We start from the raw sequence: 25,258 nt of genomic DNA, 5'->3' as shown, positions 1-25,258 counted from the left end.
ATTCCGCTCGGGCAAGGGTGAGATAAATCAACATTTATTCGAAAATGAGGTGTTTTAAGTGGTAATCAGCCTGCAAAAAGGACAAAAGATTGACCTAACCAAGGGTAATCCCGGACTAACAAAGATCATTGTCGGATTAGGATGGGACACGAATAAGTATTCCGGTGGTTCGGATTTTGACTTAGATGCCTCGGCTTTCTTACTTGATAAAAATGGTAGAGCTGGTGGAATTGAAGATTTTATCTACTACAATAATCTTGTCGGTGGCAATGGTTCCGTAAAACATACGGGTGACAACCTCACTGGAGCTGGTGAGGGGGATGATGAACAAATTAAGGTTGATTTAGGCCTTGTACCGGCACATGTTGATAAAGTTGCCATTACCGTTACAATTCATGAAGCGATTGCCAGAGGACAGAACTTTGGTCAAGTATCCAATGCTTTTGTTCGAGTCGTCAATGAAGCCAACGAACAAGAAGTTATGAGATATGATCTAGGTGAAGATTTCTCGGTTGAAACCGCGCTTGTGGTTTGCGAACTATACCGCTATCAAGGGGAATGGAAGTTCAATGCTGTGGGGAATGGTTTCTCAGGTGGTTTAGCCGCCCTTTGTTCAAACTTTGGGTTACAAGTAGGTTAACAATAAATTACAAATCGTCTTTTGATGTAGCGTTTCTATGATGGAAACGCTTCTTTTATTTACCAGATTTTATTAGAATATGATGACAATTAATATATGAAATCTCGAATGCGTAGAAAAGGGGACGAGATATCCGGAAATATGGCGATTTTTACATTTTATAGCGCAATAGACAGCTCCTCGGGAGTTTGATATTTAGGATGGGATTGCTTATGATTAAATGGTCATTATCTGATCAATCGCTTAGATAAAAGTGAATTTATTAACAAGACATGTAATAATTGATCTGGGGGTAATCATCAATGCAGAATAAGGGGAGCCAATCCGTTCGTCAATTATTAATGAGCTTAAGTGTGGTATTGGCTGGAACGGGACTTATCTGGGGAATTGTAATGACTCAAGGGGGAGACTGGTTTAAAACAGGGTTAAGATTCTTTGCAGGGGAAGGAGCAGGACTTACACTCTCATGGAAGGTGGATGGACTGACCGTATTCTTCCTTTTTGTTTTACTCTTAGGTCAGTTCTTTTCCTCTCTCTATGGCATGGGGTACCTCAAGGAATATGAAGAAAAGAAAAAGTCGCTTTGGTTCTTCTTTGTCGCTTGGTTTTTGTTTCTGGCTAGCATGTTCGGCGTATTGCTTGCGGACGATGGGTTTTCCTTTTTATTGACCTGGGAAATGATGTCCGTGTTCTCATTTTTCTTAGTATTATATGAGCATGAAGACCCGCAAAATCGCAGGTCTGCTTACATATACCTGGTAATGACTCATGTCGCAACAGTCTTTTTAACCGCTGCAACTTTGTTTTTATATGTAAAGACAGGAAGTTTTGCTTTTGAAGTATGGGCCGACGCAGCTCCGACGCTGACGACCTTCCAACATAATTTGCTTTTCCTAGCTTTCTTTATTGGCTTAGGGACTAAAGCGGGTTTCGTTCCGTTTCATATTTGGCTCCCCTATGCTCACTCGGCAGCTCCAAGCCCAGTATCCTCCCTCATGTCTGGCGTCATGGTGAAAGTTGCACTTTATCTCTTTATAAGATTAGTCTGGTTGACGTTGGGACCTGGCCCAGTTTGGTGGGGATGGTTATTTTTGCTGATCGGAGCCATTTCTGCCCTCGTTGGGATACTCTCTGCTTCAGTTCAGTCGGATCTCAAGAAATTGCTTGCCTTCTCCACAATAGAAAATGTCGGCATCCTTGGTTTGGCTTTAGGCAGCGCCTTCCTCGCAAGATCTTGGCAAAATACGCTAGCAATGGATTTAGCGCTCGTTGCTTTCTTTTGGCATACCTTGCAACATATGCTTTTTAAATCCCTGCTCTTTATGGGAGCAGGGAATATCATCCAGGCTACACATACGCGAAACCTTGAGCGTTTAGGTGGATTGCTCAAACGAATGCCAAAGACGGGTTTTGTAGCTTTGATCGGAATAATAGGGATTACCGCCTTACCTCCGTTGGGTGGATTCTGGGGAGAATTAGTGCTTTTTCAATCCCTTTGGATTAACACCTTGAATTTAGCAAGTGGTTGGAGCAAGGTGATCTTACCCTTGTTTATTGGGGTATTAGCACTGGTCGGAGGGTTATCAATAGCCACCTTTGTCAAGTGGTTTGGAATCGCCTTTCTTGGACAAGCACGTTCCCCAATGGCGGAAAGGGCCAAGGAAGCACACACTGTTCAATATATTGCGCCATTCCTAGTTGCCGGGTTGGCAGTTCTGAGTGTACTATGGCCATCAGCTACGTTAGCCTTGATCAATGTGCCACTTTCGGTTATGAGAACTGGCGAAACCGTAGGGGCAGGATCAGCCATAGGGAAACCCCTTTTCACGGCATCTGTTTACCTTATTATAGTTAGCCTACTTACGTTTATCATTGTGATTCTAAGTAAACGAGGGGCGCGTAGGGTTACGGCGACTTGGAATTGTGGTGCACCCCTGACTCCAAGTATGCAATATACTGCCACCGGCTTAACAAAACCCGTTCGAATCCTTTTCTCTAAAGTATTGGGTTCGCACCGGCAAGTGGAACGGGATTTTGCGGGAACGGGTTATAGTCTGCGTTCTTTAAGTTATCAAGGAAGAATAAAAGAATTCTTTGAGGATCTTCTCTATCGTCCTATAATCCGATTGTTGCTCTGGTTAGCATTTCAAATCCGAAAACTGCAAGAGGGGAGTATTCACCTTTATTTGGGCTATCTATTAATTACGGTCATCGTCGTTTTGTTTTTAGGACGTTAGGAGGAGAAGGGATGGACGAATTATTAAAGATTTTAACTAGTCTGCTGATGGGACTCGGGCATTTGGCCATAATTATTGTTGCCGCTCCACTTCTTCAAGGATTCATAAAAAAGAGTAAAGCGTTCTGGCAGATGCGTCAGGGACCCTCGATTCTTCAACCCTACCGAGACTTAAGCAAATTGATGAAGAAGGAGGAACTGATCTCGGAACATGCCTCTTGGATCTTTCTGTTGACACCGCGGGTCGCTTTGGCGAGCACACTAATGGCCGGACTCGTTATCCCGAATGCTTGGGGTTGGGCACCTCTGAGCGGATGGGGGGACCTCTTTATATTCGGGGCGAGCCTTGGGTTAGTGCGTTTATTTTTGACACTTTCAGGTTTAGAAGGGGCAGGGACGTTCGGGGGGATGGGCTCGAGCAGAGAACTCTTTTTGGGATTATTAACAGAACCGGCTTTGCTTTTGGGACTCATAGTTTTAGCGTTAATAACTGAGACATCCTCCTTACAAGGAATTGCGTCCAGCTTAGCTAGTATCTCCCCAATTTTTATCCCTCGCTTATTAGCCTTATTAACTTTAGGGCTGGTCAGTATTGCTGAGATGGGGCGCATTCCAATTGATAATCCAGATACGCATTTGGAATTAACGATGATTCATGAAGGAATGTTACTGGAGTATTCGGGGTCTTCACTTGCTCTACTGAGTTTTGCCGAACAAGTTAAACAGCTCTTATTGCTTATTTTATTGGCCCAAATCGTATGGCCTAGTGGGTTGCTTTCATGGAGTAACGGTTTGGTGGGATTATTTTGGGCTTTGGGTTTCGCTGGAGTTAAAGTAGCAGTGCTTGGATTCTTTTTTGCCACTGTGGAGAGTCTCTTTGTTAAGAGACGATTATTCCTAGTTCCTAATTATTTAGCAACCAGCACTGCCTCTGCCATTTTGGCCTTAGTTTCACTCTGGATTATAAGGGGGCAGATTTAAGTGTCAGGCATTTCTGAGAATGGACTTAATTTGATCCTATTTGTACTCTTGACCAGCGGTCTGAGCATTGTATACAGTACTCGGGTACAAAATGCCTTGAATTGGTGGACTTTACAAACAGTTGCCGTCTCGATTCTTATTTTAGCTCAAGGGGTTTATAACCATGAGTTAGAGGTCATAATTGTCGGAGTGTTGTTATTGATCGGCAAGGCAGGGATCATCCCCATACTCTTGCGACGAGTATTGAAGGAATCAAAGACAGAATGGGTAGGTGAAATCTACTTAAAGCGTGCCTTCTCGTTAGTTGTTGCAGGGGCCTTAACAATGATGGCTTATGAGGTGACAAAACCTTTTATGGCCCTTCCTCAGCCAGGCTTTCGTAACGGTTTAGCCGTTGCCATAGCACTAATTTTCTTTGGCCTTCTACTTATGATGATCCGTAAGGTTGCTATAGTGCAAGTTCTGGGAATTTTGCTTATCGACAATGGAATATTTCTTGCAGGATTTTTCCTAACCCAAGGGATGCCTTTGCTCGTCGAAATGGGCAGTATGTTCGATATCCTAGTTGGGATTGTCATCATTGTGATTCTATCTAAACAAATGCTAGAGAATTATGATTCGCTGAATGTTAATCACATGAGGTCATTGAAAGGATAGTATGCGATGTTTATTGGAGTAGCTGTAATCGCGGCGGTGGGAATGCTGATCTCGGCAAAGGACACCTACTTAAAACTATTGAACACCGTTGCCCTTGTCTTCATAACCTTGAGTGGAGGATGGACCATTAGGCAAACTTTGATCCATGGGTCCTACGAATCAGGCATGTTATATTGGGATGCGCTGAGCGCCTTGCTTCTGAGCGTCATTATTATGATCGCGGTTTATGTGATTCTGTTTTCACTAGGTTATATGGAAAGGGAAGTCGGGGAGAAGAAACTTCCTAGAACAAGTTTGAAATGGTATTATTTTTGGATTTGGGTTTTCATAGCAACCATGCTGCTTGTAGTAAGTACACCCAATCTAGGTATTATTTGGGTCGGTATTGAAGGGACGACCTTAGCAACGACCCTCTTAGTTGGTTTCTATCGAAACAAAAAAGCGATTGAAGCTGCATGGAAATATGTTATTCTCTGTACAGTGGGGATTAGCTTTGCCTTACTGGGAACCATGTTGCTTTTTGCAGCAGCGGCACCACACTTGGGTCAAAGCCTGACGGCTTTAGATTGGCGTATGCTTCCACAAGTAGCCCATCAATTGGATTCGAGTTTAGTCCGCCTCGGGGTATTGTTTACGATGGTTGGCTATGGGGCAAAGGTGGGCTTTGTACCCATGCATGCATGGCTACCTGATGCGCATAGTCAGGCCCCTTCACCGGTCAGTGCGCTGTTGTCTGCTGTATTGCTAAATTGTGCTCTCTATGCAATTTTACGTTGGTACACTTTAGGTCGTCTAACCACTCTGGGTCCGGATTTTGTTGGGAACATACTTATGGGTTTTGGATTTTTATCGTTGGCACTTATGGTAGGATTTATTCTATTGCAGAAAGATATAAAGCGATTACTGGCCTATTCCAGTGTTGAACATATGGGGATATTAGCATTAGGATTCGGATTGGGTACTCAGGAAGCTGTTTGGGGAGCCTCTTTGCATCTCTTGCTTCATGCCCTTACTAAGGCTAATCTTTTTGTCATTATTGGGAACTTAGTTCAAAAAACAGGAACCAGACAAATTCCCAGGATGCGAGGAATCTTTAATGTTTGGCCTTTCACTGGAATGATCATGATCTTGGGATTATTAGGGATTACTGGAACTCCCCCATTTGGAACATTCCGCTCAGAGTTAAACATCTTATCGGGCCTGTACAAAACAGGACATCCCTTACTGGGCTTTTCGACCATTCTCTTTCTAACCGTAATCTTTGCCGGGTTTCTCTATCATTTCCTACAGATGCTCTTTGGTAAGGCAAGGGGGCGTTACCAAGGTGGAGAGAGTATAAGCACTTTGGCCCTTGCAGTACCTCTTTTGGTCGTTCTTTTCTTAGGATTGTTCATTCCCCAAAGCCTTAATCAAGCACTAAATCAGGTTGTTAAAGTGATATTGGGAGGGGTATAGGAATGCAAGGCTTACGGGATTTTTTACAAAGTTACAATAGTTTTCCGGGTATTAAGATTGTAGAGTGGGAGAGACAAGAGGGCCTCGTTGAGGTGCCCCCAAGTGGTCTTGCTGATGTGTTGACATATTGTTTAGACATGAACCCCCGACCAACTTGGTTGACTCATGTGGTCAATGATGAGCGTCAGTTGGGGAATGGATTTTGCCTCTACTTAGTGCTGCATTTTCCGGGAAGGGATTTTTCACTTACTCTGGTTGCCAAAGGAATCAACGATGAATTCCCTTCACTCGCCTTAATCTTCCCGGCACTGAATTGGTCAGAAAGAGAAGCGCAAGATCTCTTCGGATTGATAGCCGTGGGTCACCCAGATCCACGTCCTTTGGTCTTACATCCGGGTTGGCCCAAAGAATTTTATCCCATGCGTAAGGATTGTAAAGCGGGGGAAGAACGCAAAGAGTTTAAACGGGCACCGCTTGTGTTCCCTGAAGCGCAGGGAGAAGGCTTATTCGAGGTTCCAGTGGGCCCGATTCATGCCGGAATCATCGAGCCCGGGCATTTTCGATTTTATACGATCGGAGAGGCTGTTCTGCATCTAGAGGCTCAACTCTTCTATACCCACAAAGGAGTTGAGAAGCTTCTCGAAGGTAAAAGTATTGAAGAAGGCTTGCGTATCATAGAACGGGTCTGTGGAGTCTGTACTGTGAGCCATGCTCTAGCTTATTCAGAGGCAGTCGAAAAACTTACTACTTTCAAGGTTTCGAGGCAGACCTTATTATGGAGAACGATCCTCGCTGAATTGGAACGAGTTTATAATCATGTGGGGGATATTGGGAATTTATGTGCTGGAGTTGGCTTTGCATTAGGTAATGCCAATGGATTACAATGCAAGGAAAAACTTCAACGCTTAAATTTACAATTCTTTGGTCATCGGTTTTTACGGGGAAACGTTATTCCAGGAGGAATTAAATTTATCCCTGAGCCGAAAGATAGTCAGGCTATTTTGGACCGGCTTCTTGAACTGTCCAGCGATTTTGAAGCATGGATACCCTTGTTACTAACACATGACGGTTTTAGACAGAGAGCTGTTACGACTGGAGTATTAAAGACTGAGAACGCTATCGATTTGGGAGTTACTGGACCAGCTGCTAGGGCTTCAGGGATACCGAATGACTGGCGAGAACTTCATGCACATCTTCTTTATCCCGAATTGAACGTAAAATCAATGGTTGAAGAGGATGGAGATTGTTGGTCTAGGTTAGTGGTGCGGGTCAAGGAAGCGAGAGAAAGTTTTCGATTTCTTGAGATTTTACTGCAAGAAGGGATGAAGTTCTCATGGCATGATAATGAGAATTCAATACCCTTTACCAATACTAAGCTTCGTTCTTGGCAGCCAGCTTGGGGCTGTGTGGAGTCCCCTCGGGGAACGGATGTTGTTTGGCTTATGCTGGATGAAGAAGCCAAAATTTACCGCTGCCGGATTCGAACTGCAAGCTATGCCAATTGGCCGGCCGTACCTCTGACGGTACCGGGCAATATTGTACCGGATTTTCCATTAATCAATAAGAGTTTCGAATTATGCTATAGTTGTTGTGATCGCTAGCCGAAAAGGGGAGATAACATGTGGAGTTTGCTGCTCCGAAGATTAAAAATGGGACGTTTAACGCAGAAGGACGGAAATTTGCTGGCACCTAAAAACCCATCTGATTTGCCCATGAGCTTTAAACAATCCCTTCAGATTCGGCATCTCGATTGTGGGTCCTGTAATGGGTGCGATTGGGAGCTTACCGCTTTAATTAATTCCATTTATGATCTTCAGCATTACGGAATTGATTTTGTAGCCTCACCCCGTCATGCGGATCTACTAATGTGTACGGGGCCGGGTTCTACGCAGTTATTAAATGCTGCCCGAGAAACCTATGAAGCGATGGCCAAGCCGAAATGGGTCGTAGCAGTTGGTGATTGCGCTATTGATGGAGGGGTGTTTAAGGGAGCGTATGCCAGTGAAGGAGGAATAGGTGGAGTATTACCTGTGGATCTTAAAGTTCCGGGGTGCCCGCCTACGCCGGATGATTTGATTAAGGCTTTGCTGGAGTTTATGGGTAAAAGGTGAGAGGAAGTTAAGAAACTTCCTCTGGCTCGGGTCGACTGGGGGTGGACGAAGATTGAGTAATATTATAGATAATAGTAATCCCTAGATGCTTATAATTAAGGCATCTAGGGATTTTTCGTTAGTATAAATAGGATTAAGTTCATATTTAAAGAACAGAAAAAGCGAGAGGTCAGTATCGCGGTAACGAACATGTATCATTTATTATCGGGAAATCAGTAGGGTATCTGTTATAAAAAAGAGCCTAAGGCTCTTTTAGGGTAGAACCACCTATTTCGAAGATACAAGCTAAAATCTAATATCCGATATCCAAATCTTTAATCTTTCTGTAGAGTGTATTTCGCCCAATACCCAGAAGTTTGGCAGCTGGAGCAATTTTTCCTTTGGTTTGAGTGAGGGCATAGAGGATGGCGTGTTTAGTTTGTTGGTCCAGTAAGGGTACGGGTTCGGTTTTCAAGACGGACTTTTGGAATTCATCCGGTAAGTCTGCTACGGTCAGAATAGGCCCTTCGGCTAAAGCCACCATGCTCTCAATACAGTTCTCCAGTTCCCGGACATTGCCAGGCCAGGTGTGAGCTAATAAATAAGCATATACTTCTTCTTGAATTCCGAATATTGGACTGCCAAAAGATTCACATGTTTTGCGGATGAAATGCGGAACCAAGTCTCGAATATCTTCGGGACGTTCGCGCAGTGGAGGTAATTCCAAGGTGACGACTTTCAGTCGATAGTATAAATCTAAGCGGAATCGTTCCGTTGAAACAAGTGCGGAGAGGTCTTTGTGCGAGGCAGCAATAACCCGAACGTCAATTTTTAGAGTTTTTGTATCGCCGATTCGGGTGACTTCCTTTTCTTGAAGTGCTCGAAGAAGTGCGACTTGAACATTTAAGGGCATATCTCCAATTTCATCAAGGAAAATAGTCCCTTTGTCTGCTAACTCGAATTTTCCGGGTTTCCCACCACGGCGTGCTCCGGTGAAGGCACCCTCAACATAGCCGAATAGCTCACTTTCAACCAGTGAAGAAGATAGTGAGGCACAGTTTAAAGCGACAAAAGGGCCTTCGCGGCGTGAACTAAGTTGATGGATTGTTCGGGCAATTATTTCCTTTCCTGTCCCGCTTTCACCGTGAATGAGTACGGAAGAGTGGGTCGAGGCAACTTTCGAAGCACGTGCCAGAGTTCGCAGCGTAGGCTGCCCATGTCCGATCCATAATGTATTGGACATGGGCAATGGATCCTCTGTGATTTGAAGAGTTCCCACGGCACCCAAAGATTGGCCAGCGTCATTGACTACGCGCTTCAAGTGGGAGGAAATCCCTTTCCCGGAGCGTTCTTTAATCTGGAGATCCTGAGAATGTCCGCTTAACATCCACCCTTTCGGTGAACTGAAGATGTCCCCGGCGAGTTGCCCGATGATGTCTTCTTGTTTGCGCCCAAGTAGTGCAGCACCGAGAGTGTTGATGTTAGTAATGATACCGTTATGATCAATGGCAAGAAATCCTTGGTGTAAAAGTGAGGAAGCTAACTTGGATCCTTCTTGGTAAAATTTTAGTTGATTCTCCAACTCAAAAAGTCTCAAGTTTTTTTCGATCATACTTGCGCCCATCATTGCAATGGTTAAGATCTTTTCACGGTCTCGACTAGCTTCCCCGCTGATATCTATAACACCAATCGGGGCACCCAGGCTGTTTTGAATCGGGGCAGCCCAGCATGCCAAAAAGTGATTATCGTGCACAAAGTGCTCCCAACCGAAAACGGAGATGGGGGCATTGTCGCGGAGAGCAGTTCCGATGGCATTGGTTCCTCGAATTTCTTCACGCCAACTGGCGCCCGGACTTAAATTCACCTTTTGGACTCTACTCATAAAGGGTGCGTCACCTATGGCCTCGATGATGTAGCCATCGTTGTCACCCAACAAAACGGTGTAATTGCTACTTCCAAGCAAACTGAAAATGTAAGGTAAAACAGTTTCGCCCGCTCGGATTAGGGAATCTTGAGCCTCGCGGCGTTCACTAAGACGCGGCGTCGACAGAATGTCCTGGTTAGAAAGCTTATGGTCAACTTGGTATTCTAAACTTCTTTGCCAGGAGCGATAGATGGAAGGAGATACTTCCGATTCAACGCTCTCCCCATTGATAAAACGTATCCAATGGTTATCCATACATCCCTTTCCTCTCTATGTACAGATTATGAATTGTCCTAACAATTGAAGAATATCATATCTATTTCAATCAAACAACAGGCCAAAAGGATTTTCCTGACAGAAAGTGCTCCATTGTGGAACACATAAAAAGGCAGAAAGTTCAAACATGATACACATAACTGCTTGGAGATAGGCTTTTAGTCCTATATTGAGTTAGTTAGACTTCCATCAGATGACTGTTTAAGTTCGTTTTAATTTGATCTTATTTGTTTTAATTAGATATTTTCAGTTCTATATGAAAATTTTATTTAATTTTCATTTTTAGATAATTGGCATGGTAATTGCTATAAATTTATGTAAATGCTTTAGGGAAAGTGTTAGTGAAGTCTCTGAGGGAGAAAAGAGTCGAGTAAATAATATAGAAACAAGGAGGAGATTTTCATGGGTGGGTATACCGGAAAAATTTTGCGCATCAATCTCACAGAAGGAAAAATCAGTACCGAGCCTTTAAACTTGGAACTTGCGAAGAAATATTTGAGCGGGCGTGGGCTTGCGGGAAAGATGTTTTTTGATGAGGTAGCCGCAGACGTTGATGCACTATCTCCCGAAAACACAATGTATATTGCTACAGGATTACTCACAGGCACGAACGCTCCAACGTCCGGCCGGTTCATGGTTGTTACGAAATCTCCGTTAAATGGGTGTATCGCTTCTTCGAACTCAGGGGGATATTGGGGAGCACAGCTAAAGTTTGCCGGTTATGATATGGTTATTTTGGAAGGCAAGGCAGACCATCCTGTGTATATTGCCATTAACGACGACAAGGTGGAAATTAAAGATGCTGCCAATGTTTGGGGTAAGGATGTTTATGCTACAACAGAGGCTTTAAAGCTGGAATTCGGGGACGACAAAGCGAAAGTACTAACTATTGGGCCTGCCGGTGAAAACCTTTCTCTAATGGCATCGATCATGAACGACCTCTTCCGCGCAGCTGGGCGCAGTGGAGTAGGTGCCGTAATGGGATCAAAGAACGTTAAAGCGATTGTGGTTCGTGGAACTGGAAAGGTCGAAAACGCAAATCCGGATGAAATGAAAAAAGTCTTAAGCGAGGCTTTGGGAAAAATCAGGGAAAATGGCGTAACAGGTCAAGGACTCGGAGCATACGGTACTGCAGTGCTTGTTAACATTATTAATGAAAGCGGAATATATCCGGTCAATAACTTCCAAGAATCCTATGATCCTGATGCGGATCTCATCAGCGGAGAAACCATGACCGCAAACCACTTGATCAAAAAAGATCCTTGCTATCGTTGTCCAATCGCTTGTGGTCGCCATAATAAATGGGAAGGCGGCGAAGGCGCTGGTCCTGAGTATGAGGCAGTATGGTGCTTTGGTTCCGACTGTGGCATTCATGATTATGACGCGATTCATGTAGCCAATGATTTATGCAACAAATTAGGAATGGACTCGATTTCGGTCGGTTGTACCATTGCAGCGGGTATGGAACTGGTTCAGCGCGGATATGTTAAGCCAGAAGAACTTGATGGCACGCCGCTTGAATTCGGAAATGCCAAAGGAATGGTAGAATGGGTCCGGAAAATAGCTTACGCTGAAGGACTTGGAGCCAAAATGGCTCAGGGTTCTTATAACTTCGCTGAAGGTTATGGTCACCCAGAGCTATCCATGACAGTGAAAAAACTTGAGATCCCAGCCTATGATCCTCGGGGCATACAAGGTCACGGCCTTCAATATGCAACAAGTAACCGGGGTGGTTGTCACGTTCGTGGGTACATGGTTTCTCCAGAAATCTTGGGCCTTCCTGAAAAACTAGATAAGGACTCCCTTGAGGGAAAAGCAACGTGGGTCAAGATCTTCCAAGATCTCACAGCTGTTATCGACTCCGTTGGATTGTGCTTGTTCACTTCATTCGCGCTGGGTCTTTCTGATTATACGGCGATTGTCAACGCTGTGACCGGTTTCAATTACACAGATGCCGAACTTTTGGCTTGTGGAGACCGGACTTGGAACATTGAACGTTTACAAAATCTTCGGACTGGTATGACCACAGCGGATGACACACTTCCTGAGCGTTTATTAAAAGTAGCGATTCCAACAGGACCTTCAAAAGGAAGTGTACACAGATTACCAGAACTTCTACCTCAGTACTATACTGAACGCGGATGGGATGCAGCTGGCGTACCAACGCCTGAATGTCTTAAAAACCTAGGAATCTAGGACGCATGCGAGGCACGATGTTAGTCAATGAACCAAGTTTTGAGGGGGACCTTTTAGGGGGTCCCCCCCTTGAATTATCATGGTATAATAGAGAACAAAACACGAGTGAACCAGCAAGAGCAATCAGTCAACCTTCAAAGTCCCATGTTGAGAGGAGGAACCTGTGTGCGTGTGACTGTAAAATTATTCGCGACGTTTCGGGATGGCCGCTTTAAGGTTGAAGAGTGGGATCTTCCAGAAGAAAGTCGTCTTATGGATGTCCTCCAACCGCTGAACATTAAACCTAAGGAAGTTGCCATTTGCCTTGTTAATGGGCGAAATGTTAATGAACAGCATGTCTTGAAAGACGGAGATACCATAGCACTCTTTCCACCTGTGGGAGGCGGTTAAATGAAATTAGAAAGTCGTTACGCTCGGAATAGGAAAACCTTGTCTGATGAGGATCAGCTCAAGCTTTCCACATCATGCGTAGCAATCGTGGGGTGTGGAGGACTTGGGGGGTATATAGCTGAAGAACTCGCCCGGATTGGGGTTGGTCGGCTAGTGCTTATTGACGGCGACCGTCTGGAAGTAAGCAATCTTAACCGTCAGATTATGGCGACAGAGCTCAATATGGGGCAATGGAAAGTGGAAGCCGCCCGTGATAGACTGCAAATTGTCAATTCTGAGGTACAAGTCGAGGTGATTAGAGGCTGGTTTGAAGAGGAAAAGGGTCCTGAATTGTTTCGGGAAGTGGACTTAGTGTGTGACGCCCTTGACTCGTTGCCCACACGTGTCGTTCTGGAACGGGTCTGTCACCAAAAGGAGTTACCGCTAATTTTTGCTAGCATCGCAGGCTGGTTTGGACAAATAGGCGTAAGTTTGCCAGGTGATTTTAGCGTTTTCCGCTTATTTGGGCGCGGGGAACAGGGGGTTGAGAGCACGTGGGGAAATCCTGCGTTTACTCCTGCTGTCTTGGCAAGTTTAAGTGTGGTGGAAACTGTAAAATTACTGGTTGGACGCCAGCCTTCCTTGCGACATGCTTGGTTACAGGTGGATCTGTTAACCATGGAATTTGAACGGTTTGAGATCCAGTAATATATAAATGATCACGAAAGGTGTCATGGAACATGGGAAGTAGTAGCGAATTATTCAAGGTCAAAACATTGGCTGAGGCGATCGATTCCTTAAAACCCTATGTGCTCTCATTTTATCAGTGCGTCGAGAAGATCCCTTTGGCTGATTCACTGGGACGTATTGTTACCCAGGATATTCCGGCCACCTGTGCTTTACCTCATTTTCGTAAATCCACAATGGATGGAATGGCTGTTCGGGCTTCTGACACGTTTGGGGCCAGTGAAAGTATGCCAGCGTTGGTTCAGTGTCATGGGGAAGTACGGATGGGTGAGGCTCCGACGGAACTGTTGGGGCAGGGCGTCGGAGTCCTGATGCCCACGGGTGGAATGCTTCCCGAGGGTGCGGATGCTGTCGTGATGGTCGAACATCTCGAACACTTTGGCGAGGAACTCTATGGTGTAACGAAGGCTGTAGCACCAGGCGAGAATCTCATAGACATCGGGGAAGACTTAATCGAAGGAGAAGTTATTCTTTCGAAATACACACGAATTCGGGCCCAAGAAATGGGACTCTTAGCTTCCCAAGGGCTAATCCACGTCCCGGTATTGCCCCGTTTCCGAGTCGGAATTCTTTCCACAGGGGATGAAATTATTTCTCCAGAACAAGAACCGTTACCCGGCCAATCAAGGGATATTAACGGCTATACCTTGCTTGGGCAGGCACTGGCGTGTGGTGCCAATGCTCGTCATTATGGTATTGTGAAAGATAATCTGGAAGAACTCCGTTCAGTACTTACAACCATGCTCGAGGAAAATGATATGGTTTTACTTTCCGGCGGGAGTTCCGTGGGGTCGCGCGATCTGTCTGCTCAGCTTATCGATGAACTAGGAGATCCTGGACTGCTGTTTCATGGTTTAGCACTTCGACCGGGCAAGCCTACGATTGGTGGAGTCGTGAATGGGAAATTGATTTTTGGACTTCCTGGACATCCTGCCTCGGCGATGGTCGTTTTTGACACAATAGTACGTCCTTGGTTAGATGCTTCGGTATTACATTCGCAGGCCAATCCTCTGCCGAAGGGGACGTTAACCCAGAATTTATATTCGGGTAGTGGTCGGGAGGAATTTGTGCGCGTGCGAGTGGTTCCTGATGGTGAAGATTGGCAAGTTGAGCCGATACGAGGAAAATCGGGCTTAATTCGGACAATGGTGTTGGCGGATGCTTTAGTACACATTGATTTGGATATTGAGGGCTTAGAAGCGGGAAAAGAGGTCTGTTTTCGCCTTTTGCGTTAAGATAGATTATTGTTAGAATGGGAGGCAAGAAACGTGGAACGCCAAATATATCTTGAAAACAAGGCTTGGCAAGAGGGACTGGCCTTAATGATGGAAAAGCTTGCTGAACGCTGTGTTCCGAAAAATGAGGTCGTGGATGTGCGTTCATCGCTCCATAGAATCACGGGTACAATTATTCGTGCCCATCGAAGTTCACCCCATTTTGCAGCTTCAGCGATGGACGGATATGCTATTCGGGCTAAGGATACTTTTGGGATTTCGGAGCGCGAACCTCGTTGGTTAGAACTGGGAGTGCAAGCCATTCAGGTGGATACTGGGGATCCAGTCCCTGAGGGAATGGATGCCGTCGTCATGTTGGAAGAAGTCCTGGAACTTGGAGAGCGGGGAATCTTGCTGCAAGCTCCTGTTGTACCATGGAATCATGTTCGTCCGGTAGGAGAGGACATTGTAGAAGGGGAAGTGCTTCTGCCGATTCATCACCGCATTCGCCCTCAAGACCAGGGAGCACTATTAGCCGCAGGGGTTTTGGAGGTTGAGGTTCGACGTAAGCCGCGTGTGGGGATTTTGCCGACCGGAGATGAAATCCGTCCACCTGAGGCGTCCCTTCAAGTGGGGGATATTGTGGATAGTAACTCCACAGTCCTTGCTTCCTTAGTTGAGGAATGGGGTGGATACGCCACAATATGGCCGATAACCCCAGATCAACCAGAGAGATTAGAAGACGCTATTCTGAAGATGGCAGAGTCTCAGGATATTTTGGTCATTATCGCAGGGTCATCCCAAGGGCGGGATGACTATACGTCCCATATGATTGAGAAGCATGGGACACTTTATCTGCATGGAGTAGCCATTAAACCGGGCAAACCTGTGGCCTTAGGAGAAATTCATGGAAAGCCGACGTTTGGCATTCCAGGTTATCCGGTATCAACTTATCTGACAGCGCATTTGTTCTTGGAACCTTGGGTCTATCAATTGCAGGGTTTAAGTAAAGGCGTACAGACTACACTGGATGCCGTGGTCAGCAAGAAAGTCTTTTCCTCGTTAGGCAGTGAAGAGTTTGTGCGGGTTAAAGTGGGGAAAGTTGGAGACCGTTGGGTTGCGGCCCCTTTAAATCGTGGTGCAGGGGTGACGATGAGTCTGGTGAGAGCGGATGGGATGTTGAGGGTCCCTCGCCTGCAGGAAGGGTTTCATGAGGGAGAAACCGTACCTGTTGAGCTTCTGCGGCCTGTTTCTGAGTTAGAAGAAACTCTCGTGTGCATAGGATCCCATGATCTGACGTTGGATGTTTTAAGTAGCCATATGAAAGCCAGGGGTGGGCAGGGGGGGATTGCCTCAGCCCATGTAGGGAGTCTCGCTGGGATTCTGTCTTTGCGCAAGAGGGAAGCACATTTTGCCGGAATTCACTTACTCGATCCCGATACAGGGGAGTACAATCTCTCCTATTTGCAACGTTTCCTGCCGGGAAGAGAGATCGCTTTAATGAATTTAGTTTATCGGACGCAAGTTCTAATTGTGCCGAAAGGAAACCCACTCGACCTAAAGACCCTCGAGGATTTAGCTCAACCGGGTATTCGATTCGTAAATCGTCAGGGTGGATCCGGGACTCGGGTGCTTTTCGATTATTTGCTCCAGAAGCAAGGCCTAAGCAAAGAACAAATTCTGGGGTATGAGCGGGAAGAATTTACGCACTTAGCGGTGGCGGTGGCGGTGGCCTCTGGATCAGCTGATGTTGGGTTGGGCATTCAAAGTGCCGCGGAAGCACTTGGACTGGATTACGTACTGGTCGGAGAAGAACGATATGATTTGGCGATTCCACGGGAATATCTAGAGGAACCCCGCATTAAAACCATGATTGCCGTCATTCAAAGTAAAGAATTTCAGGAGGATGTTCTGGCGCTTGGCGGGTATGATGTCAGAGAGACGGGGGTATTTTACGGTTAACACGGGAGTATGCAAGTCAAAGAACCGTCCCCGACTTGCACTTTTATTAATTTCAAGGAAATCAGCAATCTAAGCTTAATGTAAAAAGCACCTACCCAATTGCGGGCAGGTGCTTTTTGAGAATTAGTTTGAGGCAATGTATTTACTTGCCGAAAGAACAACGGGGGTAAGTGCAGACTGGGCATTCAAGACAAAGACCTCCATGCCCAAGTTTGACAATATCAAGACGCGATAGTCGTTCTCCCGTAAGAAGTCGAGGAGCGACTAAATCAAAGACGGTTTTTTTAGAATACATAACGCACCCGGGTAATCCCATGATGGGAACATCTCCGAGGTAGGCTAGCAAAAACATGGCTCCTGGTAGAACTGGTGCACCGTAAGTGATGAGTTCTGCACCCAGTCCTTTAATTGCTGCGGGGGTGACGTCATCGGGATCGACGGACATGCCACCACTGACTAAGATCATTTCTGCTCCCTTACTTAGTTGATCTCGAATACTGCTTTGAATCAGGGACACATCATCGCTGGCTAACGTTTGCTCTAGGACAACAGATCCCCAACTTTCAACTTTAGCGCGCAGCACGGGACCGAATTTATCTTGAATACGTCCCTTATAAACTTCACTTCCCGTTATGACGATGCCAACCTTTAAGTGTTTTAAAGGCCGAACATCCAGTATAGGATTTGAAAACGTTTGGACATTATTTTCCGCTTCGAGGATTACTTTCTCATCAATCATCAGAGGAACGACACGGGTTCCTGCGACTTTATCCCCTTTTTTGACGGGGTAATGATTGTGAAGCGTAGCGAGGATGACCCCTTCTAAAGTATTCAACGCTAAGATGCCGTCTTCTGAGGAGTAAAGAAGGCCGTCGTGAGCAGCGGTTAGGGTGATTTTTCCTTCTTTGGGCTCGTCAAGGACTAGACCGGAACCGGATACGGCTCGGGCGAGACGCTCCGCCGCTTCATTTTCATGAATAAGGCCTGGTGTTTGATCCCAGACGTAAATATGTTCTTTCCCCATGCTGAGAAGAACAGGTATATCCTCTTCCTGAACGATATGCCCCTTGCGAAACCGGGGACCTTTGTAGATACCAGGGATAATTTGTGTCATGTCCTGAATCAGAATGGCGCCAACAGCATCTTGCACTTTAATTTTTTCCATAGGGATAGCCTCCAATACATCGTGTACTTAGAACGAAGGAATAAATGTTGTTACTCCTGCAATCGTATTCCCGAAAAAGATGACGGGCTTAATAAATGGGGAATGACTCTCTACATCATGCCAGTCCAGGTAACACGTAAATTAAAAACGCCTACACCAAAACAAGGTGAGGCGTCAAAAAAAATAAAATGTATAACACGCAACTCCTCCTTTTCAAATGTGAAGGCATGTCCGTTTCCCAACATACCCTGAGGGTTTAAAACCCTGGCCCAATAACCATGGAAGCTCTTTAGGTTAATAGGCTTGGAGATTTAGAAATATTAATTTAACAACATTAATTATAACAGCAGTTTAACTCTATTACAATTAATGTACTGTTTGCAAAAGATTTCAGATGTTTAGTGAGGAAGAAAGTGTTCCAAAATAGAATGCTGTTCCGAGCAATGTGCGTCAAATTAGGTCAGTAAAAAGATTAGAAATTATACATAAAATCAGAGTTTAATAAAAAGAACAGTCATTCGTCGGAAGAATCAGCTTTGTGAATTTGATAACTAAATATTCAGACTGTTGGCATGACTCTTGCAATGTATAAAAGATAACCAAAAGTGACAATGCTGATTAGGACAAACATTGTGTCACTGTTGAAAAACAAATTAATGGTTAACGCCAAAAAGAAATGGGAGGAAACAAAAATGTCAGTTATTCATCAAGTGTATGGGTATTACATGCCAACAGTGAACCTCATGGGAGCCGGAGCAGCTCAAGAGACAGGAAAACAAGCCAAATTACTGGGTGGAAAAAAGGTACTATTGGTGACTGATGCCTATCTCGAAAAAGTTGGAATGGCTCAGGAAATTGCTGACATTATAGAAAAAGAAGGCGTCAAAGTTGTTATTTATGGCGGCGCTGAACCGAATCCAACGGATAAAAATGTGCATGATGGGTTTGACATCTATACTAAAGAAGGCTGCGACCTGATTGTATCCGTAGGCGGAGGATCTTCCCATGACTGTGCTAAAGGAATCGGACTTGTTGCAGGTAATGGTGGAAGAATTAACGACTATGAAGGTGTGGATAAATCTCCACTACCGATGGCTCCGATGATTGCTATTAACACCACAGCCGGTACGGCTGCTGAAATGACCAGATTCTGTATTATTACAGATGCTGCACGGCATATTAAAATGGCCATCGTTGACTGGCATGTAACCCCAAATGTCTCGATTAATGATCCCTTGTTGATGATGAAACAACCTCCTAGCTTAACGGCTGCCACCGGAATGGATGCACTCACCCATGCTGTTGAAGCGTATGTTTCTACAGCCGCCACACCAGTGACAGATTCGGCTGCATTAATGGCGTTTAAATTAATCCCTAGATATCTACGTCGTGCCGTAGCAAATGGAGATGATTTCGAAGCTCGTGACAAAATGGCTTATGCACAATTATTAGCTGGTATGGCGTTTAATAATGCCAGTTTAGGTTATGTTCATGCAATGGCTCATCAATTAGGTGGATTCTATAATTTGCCTCATGGAGTATGCAACGCAATCCTCCTTCCTCATGTTTCACGCTTTAACATGATTGGTAATCTCGATCGTTTTGCAGAGATCGCTGTAGCAATGGGAGAAAATGTTGATGGACTTTCTGTCAGGGATGCGGCAGAAAAATGCTTAACCGCAATCGCCACGTTGTCTACTGATGTCGGAATTCCTTCCGGGCTAAGTGCACTGAATGTAAAAGAAGAAGACTTTGCTCTGATGGCTGGAAATGCCAAGTTAGATGCTTGTCAATTCACTAATCCTCGCACAGCAACACTTGAACAAGTGATTCAGATCTATAAGAACGCTATGTAATCTCAGATCGTTAATATATCGGCATGAGTATTGCATTAAAGATTAGGCTTCTATGTCCTCCCTCAAATCATTTCTCATCTCTATTAGCCCCACCAAGCGGTGGGGCCTTTTTTTATACCAATCAGAAAGTATAAATTTCAGGTGGCATAGTGTAACTAAGGCGACCGCCTTCGCCAAGGCTGACAGAATGAATAATACGCGCGAAGACAGTGTCTTCGCGCGCTAGCTAAGTTTTCTTCATAGATTTTCCCGAAAAGAAAAACCTAGGCCAATAGCCAATATGGCCTAGGTCGGACGAAAGTAGAGTTAGGAAGCAAAGTGCGCAAGAAAACGTTCGACTTCTTCTTTTTGGGGACTCCTTAGAAGTTCGGAGGGAGATCCTTCAGCTACCACTTGTCCATTAAGGAGAATCAAAGCGCGGTTTGTTAAATGGGCAATGTCTTTAAAATCATGGCTTACCATGACGGTCGTTGTCTGAGTTGAGCTAAAAACTTTAGTCAGATCGATGCGTAGACCTTCTTTGGTGGGTGCATCTAAGGCTGAAAATGGTTCATCCAAAAAAAGAACGTCCGGTTCTATGGCAAAGGCTCTTGCCAGGCTAACACGTTGGGCTTCTCCCCCGGAGAGCGACCGTGCTAATTGTTTAGTAAGATGGATAACTCCGAATTGTTCCAACCAATAGTCCACTCGTTCCCGAATTTTCCCTTTGGAGAGGCCTCGGATCTTCAATCCAGCAGCAACATTGTCAAAAACACGTGTATTTAACAAAAGAGATTCCTGAAAAACAATAGCAATCTTGCGGCGGATCGGAAGCGGGACGCTCTTCGGTACGGACTGGCCTTGAAAATAGAGCTGTCCGTACGTCGGAGTTTCTAAGAAGGCTAGGATTTTCAACAAACTACTTTTGCCGGATCCGTTTGGCCCGATTAGCCCTACACATTCTCCGGGCAACAAGTGAAAGTGAATATCTTGGAGGATGATTTTATGATCTTTTTTCCAGGTTATCTCCCGGGCTTCGAGCACCTTATGACCCTCCTTGCTGTTTCTGTTGGAGTAGGGTTAAGCCTAATGTTGCCCCATAGGCTAGTAAACATAAGATGATACTTAAGGCAATAGCGATATCGAAGTTGCCTTTGGATACTTCGAGGACAGTTGCAGTTGTTAGAACCCGCGTCTGTCCTTTAATGTTTCCGCCGACCGCCATAGACGCCCCGATTTCGGAAACAATGGCTCCGAAACCGGCAATGATTGCCGCAAGGAGGGAGAAACGGACCTCTTTAAGTAACAGCCAAGTATATTGAAGACGATTCGCGCCCAAGGCCCGGATCTGAAGCCTTAGTTTGGGGTCGGTTTGTTGAAGAGCAGCACAGGTTAAGGCAGCGATAATGGGAGAGGCAATAATTGCTTGGGCAATGATAATAGCCGTCGGTGTATACATGATGTTTAAAAAGCCAAAGGGGCCGGAACGCCAAAGAAAAATTGAGACCCAAAGTCCGACTACCACTGGGGGTAACCCCATCCCGGTATTTACAACGCTTAAAAGGAATCGACGTCCGGGAAAGGGTTTGAGAGCCAAGAGCGTGCCGAAGGGAATTCCAATGATCAAGCTTATTACCGTTCCTGTGGCTGATATTTTAAGGGTAAGGAGCGTAATATCTATGACTTCAGGGTCCCCGATAGCTAGGAGGTGAATTGCGGCCAGAATACCTTGCCAAATCATGTCCATGGGGCTGAGTTCCCCTCCTTTTCGAGAAGCTAAGGGGAATTACTTACCGAGATCTTCCATCTTTTTGCCGGCATCTGGGAAGAAGAGGGCTTGACCAAACTTATCTTTGCCAAAGGATCCAATGAGTTTTTGAGTATCCGCATCAACCATAAAGTCGTCGAAGGCTTTAGCGCCTGCAGCATTGACTTTAGGGAACTTTTCGGGGTTAACTTGCATGACATGATAGATATTTAGAAGCGCAGCTTCCCCTTGAAGAAGAATATCAAGTTTTAAATTTTTCTTCGTAGCGAGGTAGGTGGCACGGTCTGTAAGGGTATAGGCTTCTTTGTCTGAAGCCATGGTAAGTGTCTGTCCCATGCCTTGGCCGATCTCCTGATACTTACTTCCAGTAGGTTTAATATTGGCTTTCGTCCATAAAGCTTTCTCCATGATATCGGTTCCGGATTTATCTCCACGGGAGACAAAGATTGAAGGGCTAGCGTAAATGGCCCTTAAGGCATCTACGGCTGTTTTTGTGTCTTTAACTTTGGCGGGATCCGTTGCTGGTCCTACGATTATGAAGTCGTTATGCATCACAAGTTGATAGTTTATTCCTGTTTTATTATCAACCAGCTTTTTTTCTGAGGCGGGTGCATGCACGAGTAAAACATCAGCTTCACCTTTTTCTCCCATTGCGAGAGCAGCCCCTGTACCTACGGCTATGGTTTTGACTTTATATCCAGTTTTTTTCTCAAAGGCAGGGATAAGCACGCCTAACAACCCGCTGTCTTGAGTACTCGTCGTGGTAGCTAGAATTAGGTCGGGATTTGCAGGTTTCGGGGTTTCGCTTGTTTGTGGAGCAGGAGTCGTTGCTGGGGTTGCTGCTTTTCCACACCCGACGACGATCACCATGAGGGCGATCGCAAGGACTGCGAAACGAAGGCTGAGCTTAAATCTAATCTTTTTATTCATTTATTAATTAACATCTCCTTACTAGTGTTGGTTGAAAACTTAAGAATGCAAGTTCAAGAACCGTCCCCAACTTGCACTAGGTGGTTAAGAGGATTTTCCCTGTCAAAGAGGTATCGTACCCACTATGTTGTTGAATGGCTTGAATAAATCCGGGAGATCTTAAAACATCTAAAAGTTGTTGCCAGACAGGGGTTTTTGCGGTTTGACCTAAACAAACCAGATCATAGCGTTCTTGGAATAAGGGCACAAAATCAAGGCCAAGTCGTTGAGCAGCAGCCTTAACTCCCACTCCGGCATCTGCTTGCCCGTTAGCTACGAGGCAGGCCACTCCAGAATGTGTAGTTTCTTCGTGTTCGTAGCCTAAAATTTGACCAGGAGAAATCTTGGCTGCTTGCAGGTAGGCATCGAGGCGCAGACGGGTTCCAGACCCCTTTTGGCGGTTGATATATTGCAGACCCTCTAAAGTGATGTCGTCCCAAGTATGTAGATGAAGAGGGTTGCCAGGGGCTACAATGAAACCTTGTTCACGTTGAACTAGATTTACAACACAAACAGATTCTCCGGGGATAACGTGTTTGACAAATGAAAGGTTATAATCCTTTGACGATTCATCCCATAAATGTGCTCCTGATATTTCCGCTTCACGGCGGTAGAGGGCAATGAGTCCATCCATACTTCCTCGGAAGGAAACTGAGGATTCTAAAGGCGTGGGAGTGTGTCTAAGAAATTCGAAAAGCAGTTCAACAACAGGGTCGTGGCTTCCTATAAAACGAATTTTCGCTGATTCTGAAGTACTGGAGGGTGTATCTTGAGGAAGCGAACGATGCATACTAAGGGTTCCATGGAGATACTGGTCAAGTACAGAAGGATCAATCCGTAGTTGGCGACCGATGTGGTGAGCTGGGATCTCACCTCGTTTGACAAGTTCATAAAGAGTATATTTAGAAATTTTAAGGATAGTAGCTGCTTCAGCAGCAGTAAGAGTTAAACCCAAATAGTCACCTCCTTTTCACTTATCCCTGTTAAGCTTAAAATAAGAAGAGGAGCAAGTCAATACTGTTGTAGCAAACAATAGGAATTAATTTGTTTATGTTAGTTTGAGTTGGCAATTAGGGATCAGGGAAGCATCATGTGATTGTAGAGGGCGTATCGGGACTATGTTCAAAGGAACAATTTTTGACATATAATAGTTTATAATGAGATGAATACATGAGTAAATTAAAGAAATACAGACATTAGGCTATCTGGCTTAGAAAAAACCGGAAACTATTCAAGGATATCAACGTAGAATATAATTTTTTGTTGACAACACTGAACTTTGTGCTAAAATTTAACCTGATGGAAATTTGGGTTACCGGACGAAGTGGCGACCGGCTCAGATTCTTTCCTGTTTTTTAACTAAAAAGGGGGCAACGATCACAATTGGCAAATTCTCTTGGACGTCATGTGTTGGCTGAAATTTATGGGTGTAGTTTCGACATTCTAAACGATCGAGAAAAAGTCGAAACACTGATGGTCAATGCAGCTTTGGAGGCTGGTGCCGAGGTGCGTGAGGTAGTTTTTCATAAGTTTAGTCCTCAAGGGGTGAGCGGTGTAGTGGTAATTTCAGAATCGCACTTAGCCATCCACACGTGGCCAGAACTCGGATATGCAGCTGTTGACGTCTTTACTTGCGGGGACCGTGTCAATCCCTGGGATGCTTGTAACTATTTAACGGATCAGTTTAAAGCAGGTCATATGACAGCAACAGAAATTAAACGGGGAATCGTTGAGGATTCAAAGGAAGCGGTAAATATATAGGAGGGATATTTATTTTACTCCGGACTAAGACAAGTACGGATAAGCTGACTGGTACTAGATAGACCTTGTGACTGAAATAGTTGCAGGGTCTATTGTGTTTTAGGTGAGCTTACATACTCTTTGAATAATAATGTCATATTATCAGTGTACAATATTTAAAAGGGGCAGGACTTTTAATATGAATATCGAATATATAATAGTTTAATGTCTGAATTGAAGACAAGGAGCGATAACATGGTTCCGCTAGAATTCAGCTTCCTTGAGAAACTGAACGTAGTACAGACGCATTTGCGCCAAGAAATAAACTTCAAGCCAGCTGGTTTTGAAGAATTGGTTCAGCTGGATATGGATGAGCTTGATCGTACGGTTAACCCAGCGATTGTCTTAGCAGTAAGTCGAGCTTGTGGAGATCATGGGCGAAAATCTGAAGCGTTGGCTGGCATCATTCAATTTATATTTATGGCCAATCAGGTTCATAGATTAATGAAGGATGACAGTGATATCGCGGAAGAACTTCGACAATTTCCAGTGCTTGTCGGGGATTTGTTATATGGAAAGTTTTTTTTAGACCTCTGCCGTGAGAAGCTGCTTCCATTTCTAGACCCTCTGGCTCAAGTCATGAAAACGATGAGTGAGGGGGGTATTTGCCGTTGGCTTTCTCGGGGTAAGAAACTCAATAGGGATGAGCTGCTTGAAATTATTGAGATGGAGAGCGCTTCATTGACAGAATTAGCGGCTCGACTTAGTGCAGAACTTGCGGGTGTTTCACTTCCTTTACAGCGACAGATTGAAGCCTTTGGCCGAGAATTGGGATTAGCGTGGGGAGCCTGGAAGGAACGTCTGGGAAATGCCGAGGTGCAATCGATCCTTCAGCGGGCAAAGGAAATCTTGAATGAAATTTCGGCTGGATCACAGCTTCAGTTACAGCCTCTTTGCGAAGTGCATCGTTACCTGGAGCATCAGCTAAGTACAGATTACAATCCTTTAGAGGCAGGGTCGTAACGAACGGAGTG

General features: G+C 45.0%; 21 protein-coding genes and 1 riboswitch. Of the genes, 15 read left to right on the top strand and 6 right to left on the bottom strand.

The genetic code is table 11. The annotated features are described in order from the left end of the window. The first annotated feature begins 58 nt into the window (after positions 1 to 58). The 7 genes from DSOL_RS12025 to DSOL_RS11995 all read left to right on the top strand — a co-directional run bounded on the left by DSOL_RS12025 (position 59) and on the right by DSOL_RS11995 (position 8,080). Positions 59 to 640 (top strand): TerD family protein, encoded by a 582-nt coding sequence (locus tag DSOL_RS12025; protein ID WP_075365101.1) that lies wholly within the window; start codon positions 59 to 61, stop codon positions 638 to 640. 302 nt (positions 641 to 942) lie between these two features. Then, positions 943 to 2,877, top strand: coding sequence for a proton-conducting transporter transmembrane domain-containing protein (locus tag DSOL_RS12020; protein WP_075365100.1), 1,935 nt, complete (start codon positions 943 to 945; stop codon positions 2,875 to 2,877). A gap of 11 nt (positions 2,878 to 2,888) precedes the next feature. Next, the gene (locus DSOL_RS12015) at positions 2,889 to 3,857 is read left to right on the top strand and encodes a respiratory chain complex I subunit 1 family protein (protein ID WP_075365099.1); all 969 of its coding nucleotides are present in this window, start codon (positions 2,889 to 2,891) and stop codon (positions 3,855 to 3,857) included. Next, the gene (locus tag DSOL_RS12010) at positions 3,858 to 4,514 is read left to right on the top strand and encodes a hydrogenase (protein ID WP_075365098.1); all 657 of its coding nucleotides are present in this window, start codon (positions 3,858 to 3,860) and stop codon (positions 4,512 to 4,514) included. It begins immediately after the preceding gene. A 6-nt stretch (positions 4,515 to 4,520) separates the two neighbouring features. Then, positions 4,521 to 5,969 carry a proton-conducting transporter transmembrane domain-containing protein gene (locus DSOL_RS12005; RefSeq protein WP_075365097.1) on the top strand — a complete coding sequence of 483 codons (1,449 nt, stop codon included), beginning with the start codon at positions 4,521 to 4,523 and terminating at the stop codon, positions 5,967 to 5,969. A 2-nt stretch (positions 5,970 to 5,971) separates the two neighbouring features. Then, positions 5,972 to 7,570: a hydrogenase large subunit gene (locus DSOL_RS12000; protein ID WP_075365096.1), complete on the top strand. Its 1,599-nt coding sequence runs from the start codon at positions 5,972 to 5,974 to the stop codon at positions 7,568 to 7,570. 18 nt (positions 7,571 to 7,588) lie between these two features. Beyond that, positions 7,589 to 8,080, top strand: coding sequence for an NADH-quinone oxidoreductase subunit B family protein (locus DSOL_RS11995; RefSeq protein WP_075365095.1), 492 nt, complete (start codon positions 7,589 to 7,591; stop codon positions 8,078 to 8,080). Between the two features lie 292 nt (positions 8,081 to 8,372). On the opposite strand, the gene DSOL_RS11990 is transcribed toward DSOL_RS11995, so the two are convergent. Then, on the bottom strand, positions 8,373 to 10,238 hold the full coding sequence (locus tag DSOL_RS11990; RefSeq protein ID WP_075365094.1) for a sigma-54-dependent Fis family transcriptional regulator: 1,866 nt from the start codon (positions 10,236 to 10,238) through the stop codon (positions 8,373 to 8,375). 423 nt (positions 10,239 to 10,661) lie between these two features. On the opposite strand from DSOL_RS11990, the gene DSOL_RS11985 reads away from it, so the two are divergent. The 5 genes from DSOL_RS11985 (at position 10,662) to DSOL_RS11965 (ending at position 16,747) form a co-directional block, all read left to right on the top strand. Next, positions 10,662 to 12,455 (top strand): aldehyde ferredoxin oxidoreductase family protein, encoded by a 1,794-nt coding sequence (locus DSOL_RS11985; protein WP_075365093.1) that lies wholly within the window; start codon positions 10,662 to 10,664, stop codon positions 12,453 to 12,455. Positions 12,456 to 12,524: 69 nt separating this feature from the next. Next, positions 12,525 to 12,845, top strand: a complete 321-nt coding sequence (locus tag DSOL_RS11980) for a MoaD/ThiS family protein (protein WP_345788381.1) — start codon at positions 12,525 to 12,527, stop codon at positions 12,843 to 12,845. After that, positions 12,846 to 13,532, top strand: coding sequence for a HesA/MoeB/ThiF family protein (locus DSOL_RS11975; protein WP_075365092.1), 687 nt, complete (start codon positions 12,846 to 12,848; stop codon positions 13,530 to 13,532). 32 nt (positions 13,533 to 13,564) lie between these two features. Next, the gene (locus DSOL_RS11970) at positions 13,565 to 14,806 is read left to right on the top strand and encodes a molybdopterin molybdotransferase MoeA (protein WP_075365091.1); all 1,242 of its coding nucleotides are present in this window, start codon (positions 13,565 to 13,567) and stop codon (positions 14,804 to 14,806) included. A 33-nt stretch (positions 14,807 to 14,839) separates the two neighbouring features. Beyond that, positions 14,840 to 16,747, top strand: a complete 1,908-nt coding sequence (locus DSOL_RS11965; RefSeq protein WP_075365090.1) for a molybdopterin biosynthesis protein — start codon at positions 14,840 to 14,842, stop codon at positions 16,745 to 16,747. 142 nt (positions 16,748 to 16,889) lie between these two features. Here the strand turns inward: DSOL_RS11965 and DSOL_RS11960 are convergent, their stop codons facing one another. Further along, positions 16,890 to 17,912: a molybdopterin-binding protein gene (locus DSOL_RS11960; RefSeq protein ID WP_075365089.1), complete on the bottom strand. Its 1,023-nt coding sequence runs from the start codon at positions 17,910 to 17,912 to the stop codon at positions 16,890 to 16,892. Positions 17,913 to 18,102: 190 nt separating this feature from the next. Then, a riboswitch (molybdenum cofactor riboswitch) is annotated at positions 18,103 to 18,233 on the bottom strand. 371 nt (positions 18,234 to 18,604) lie between these two features. On the opposite strand from DSOL_RS11960, the gene DSOL_RS11955 reads away from it, so the two are divergent. Next, a complete protein-coding gene (locus tag DSOL_RS11955; RefSeq protein ID WP_075365088.1) occupies positions 18,605 to 19,768 on the top strand; it encodes an iron-containing alcohol dehydrogenase in 1,164 nt (387 codons plus the stop codon). Positions 19,769 to 20,074: 306 nt separating this feature from the next. Here DSOL_RS11955 and DSOL_RS11950 read toward each other — a convergent pair whose 3' ends face one another. The 4 genes from DSOL_RS11950 to DSOL_RS11935 form a co-directional block, all read right to left on the bottom strand. Then, a complete protein-coding gene (locus DSOL_RS11950) occupies positions 20,075 to 20,791 on the bottom strand; it encodes a sulfate/molybdate ABC transporter ATP-binding protein (protein WP_075365087.1) in 717 nt (238 codons plus the stop codon). 1 nt (position 20,792) lies between these two features. Further along, a complete protein-coding gene (locus tag DSOL_RS11945) occupies positions 20,793 to 21,494 on the bottom strand; it encodes an ABC transporter permease (protein WP_075365086.1) in 702 nt (233 codons plus the stop codon). A gap of 39 nt (positions 21,495 to 21,533) precedes the next feature. Continuing rightward, entirely contained in the window at positions 21,534 to 22,445 is a 912-nt protein-coding gene (locus DSOL_RS11940; RefSeq protein WP_075365085.1) for an ABC transporter substrate-binding protein, read from the bottom strand. Between the two features lie 76 nt (positions 22,446 to 22,521). Then, positions 22,522 to 23,439, bottom strand: a complete 918-nt coding sequence (locus DSOL_RS11935) for a substrate-binding domain-containing protein (protein ID WP_075365084.1) — start codon at positions 23,437 to 23,439, stop codon at positions 22,522 to 22,524. 428 nt (positions 23,440 to 23,867) lie between these two features. Here DSOL_RS11935 and speD point away from each other — a divergent pair, with 428 nt between their 5' ends. Both speD and DSOL_RS11925 read left to right on the top strand, forming a co-directional pair. Beyond that, positions 23,868 to 24,245, top strand: a complete 378-nt coding sequence (gene speD, locus DSOL_RS11930) for an adenosylmethionine decarboxylase (protein ID WP_075365083.1) — start codon at positions 23,868 to 23,870, stop codon at positions 24,243 to 24,245. A gap of 234 nt (positions 24,246 to 24,479) precedes the next feature. Continuing rightward, positions 24,480 to 25,247, top strand: a complete 768-nt coding sequence (locus tag DSOL_RS11925) for a polyprenyl synthetase family protein (RefSeq protein ID WP_075365082.1) — start codon at positions 24,480 to 24,482, stop codon at positions 25,245 to 25,247. Positions 25,248 to 25,258 lie beyond the last annotated feature (11 nt).

Origin of the sequence: Desulfosporosinus metallidurans (genome assembly GCF_001936615.1) — a bacterium.
Classification (GTDB): domain Bacteria; phylum Bacillota; class Desulfitobacteriia; order Desulfitobacteriales; family Desulfitobacteriaceae; genus Desulfosporosinus; species Desulfosporosinus metallidurans.
The sequence above is the reverse complement of the archived record's forward strand: the minus strand, read 5'-3'. Positions and strand labels throughout refer to the sequence as shown.

What these genes read in the sequence shown, in the direction of transcription:
- DSOL_RS11940 (WP_075365085.1), bottom strand. Translation starts at nt 22,445, where the DNA reads ATGAATAAAAAGATTAGATTTAAGCTCAGCCTTCGTTTCGCAGTCCTT.
- DSOL_RS11960 (WP_075365089.1), bottom strand. Translation starts at nt 17,912, where the DNA reads ATGGAAAAAATTAAAGTGCAAGATGCTGTTGGCGCCATTCTGATTCAG.
- DSOL_RS12005 (WP_075365097.1), top strand. Translation starts at nt 4,521, where the DNA reads ATGTTTATTGGAGTAGCTGTAATCGCGGCGGTGGGAATGCTGATCTCG.
- DSOL_RS11975 (WP_075365092.1), top strand. Translation starts at nt 12,846, where the DNA reads ATGAAATTAGAAAGTCGTTACGCTCGGAATAGGAAAACCTTGTCTGAT.
- DSOL_RS12015 (WP_075365099.1), top strand. Translation starts at nt 2,889, where the DNA reads ATGGACGAATTATTAAAGATTTTAACTAGTCTGCTGATGGGACTCGGG.
- DSOL_RS11985 (WP_075365093.1), top strand. Translation starts at nt 10,662, where the DNA reads ATGGGTGGGTATACCGGAAAAATTTTGCGCATCAATCTCACAGAAGGA.
- DSOL_RS12000 (WP_075365096.1), top strand. Translation starts at nt 5,972, where the DNA reads ATGCAAGGCTTACGGGATTTTTTACAAAGTTACAATAGTTTTCCGGGT.
- DSOL_RS11995 (WP_075365095.1), top strand. Translation starts at nt 7,589, where the DNA reads ATGTGGAGTTTGCTGCTCCGAAGATTAAAAATGGGACGTTTAACGCAG.
- DSOL_RS11925 (WP_075365082.1), top strand. Translation starts at nt 24,480, where the DNA reads ATGGTTCCGCTAGAATTCAGCTTCCTTGAGAAACTGAACGTAGTACAG.
- DSOL_RS11990 (WP_075365094.1), bottom strand. Translation starts at nt 10,238, where the DNA reads ATGGATAACCATTGGATACGTTTTATCAATGGGGAGAGCGTTGAATCG.
- DSOL_RS12020 (WP_075365100.1), top strand. Translation starts at nt 943, where the DNA reads ATGCAGAATAAGGGGAGCCAATCCGTTCGTCAATTATTAATGAGCTTA.
- DSOL_RS11970 (WP_075365091.1), top strand. Translation starts at nt 13,565, where the DNA reads ATGGGAAGTAGTAGCGAATTATTCAAGGTCAAAACATTGGCTGAGGCG.
- DSOL_RS11945 (WP_075365086.1), bottom strand. Translation starts at nt 21,494, where the DNA reads ATGGACATGATTTGGCAAGGTATTCTGGCCGCAATTCACCTCCTAGCT.
- DSOL_RS11955 (WP_075365088.1), top strand. Translation starts at nt 18,605, where the DNA reads ATGTCAGTTATTCATCAAGTGTATGGGTATTACATGCCAACAGTGAAC.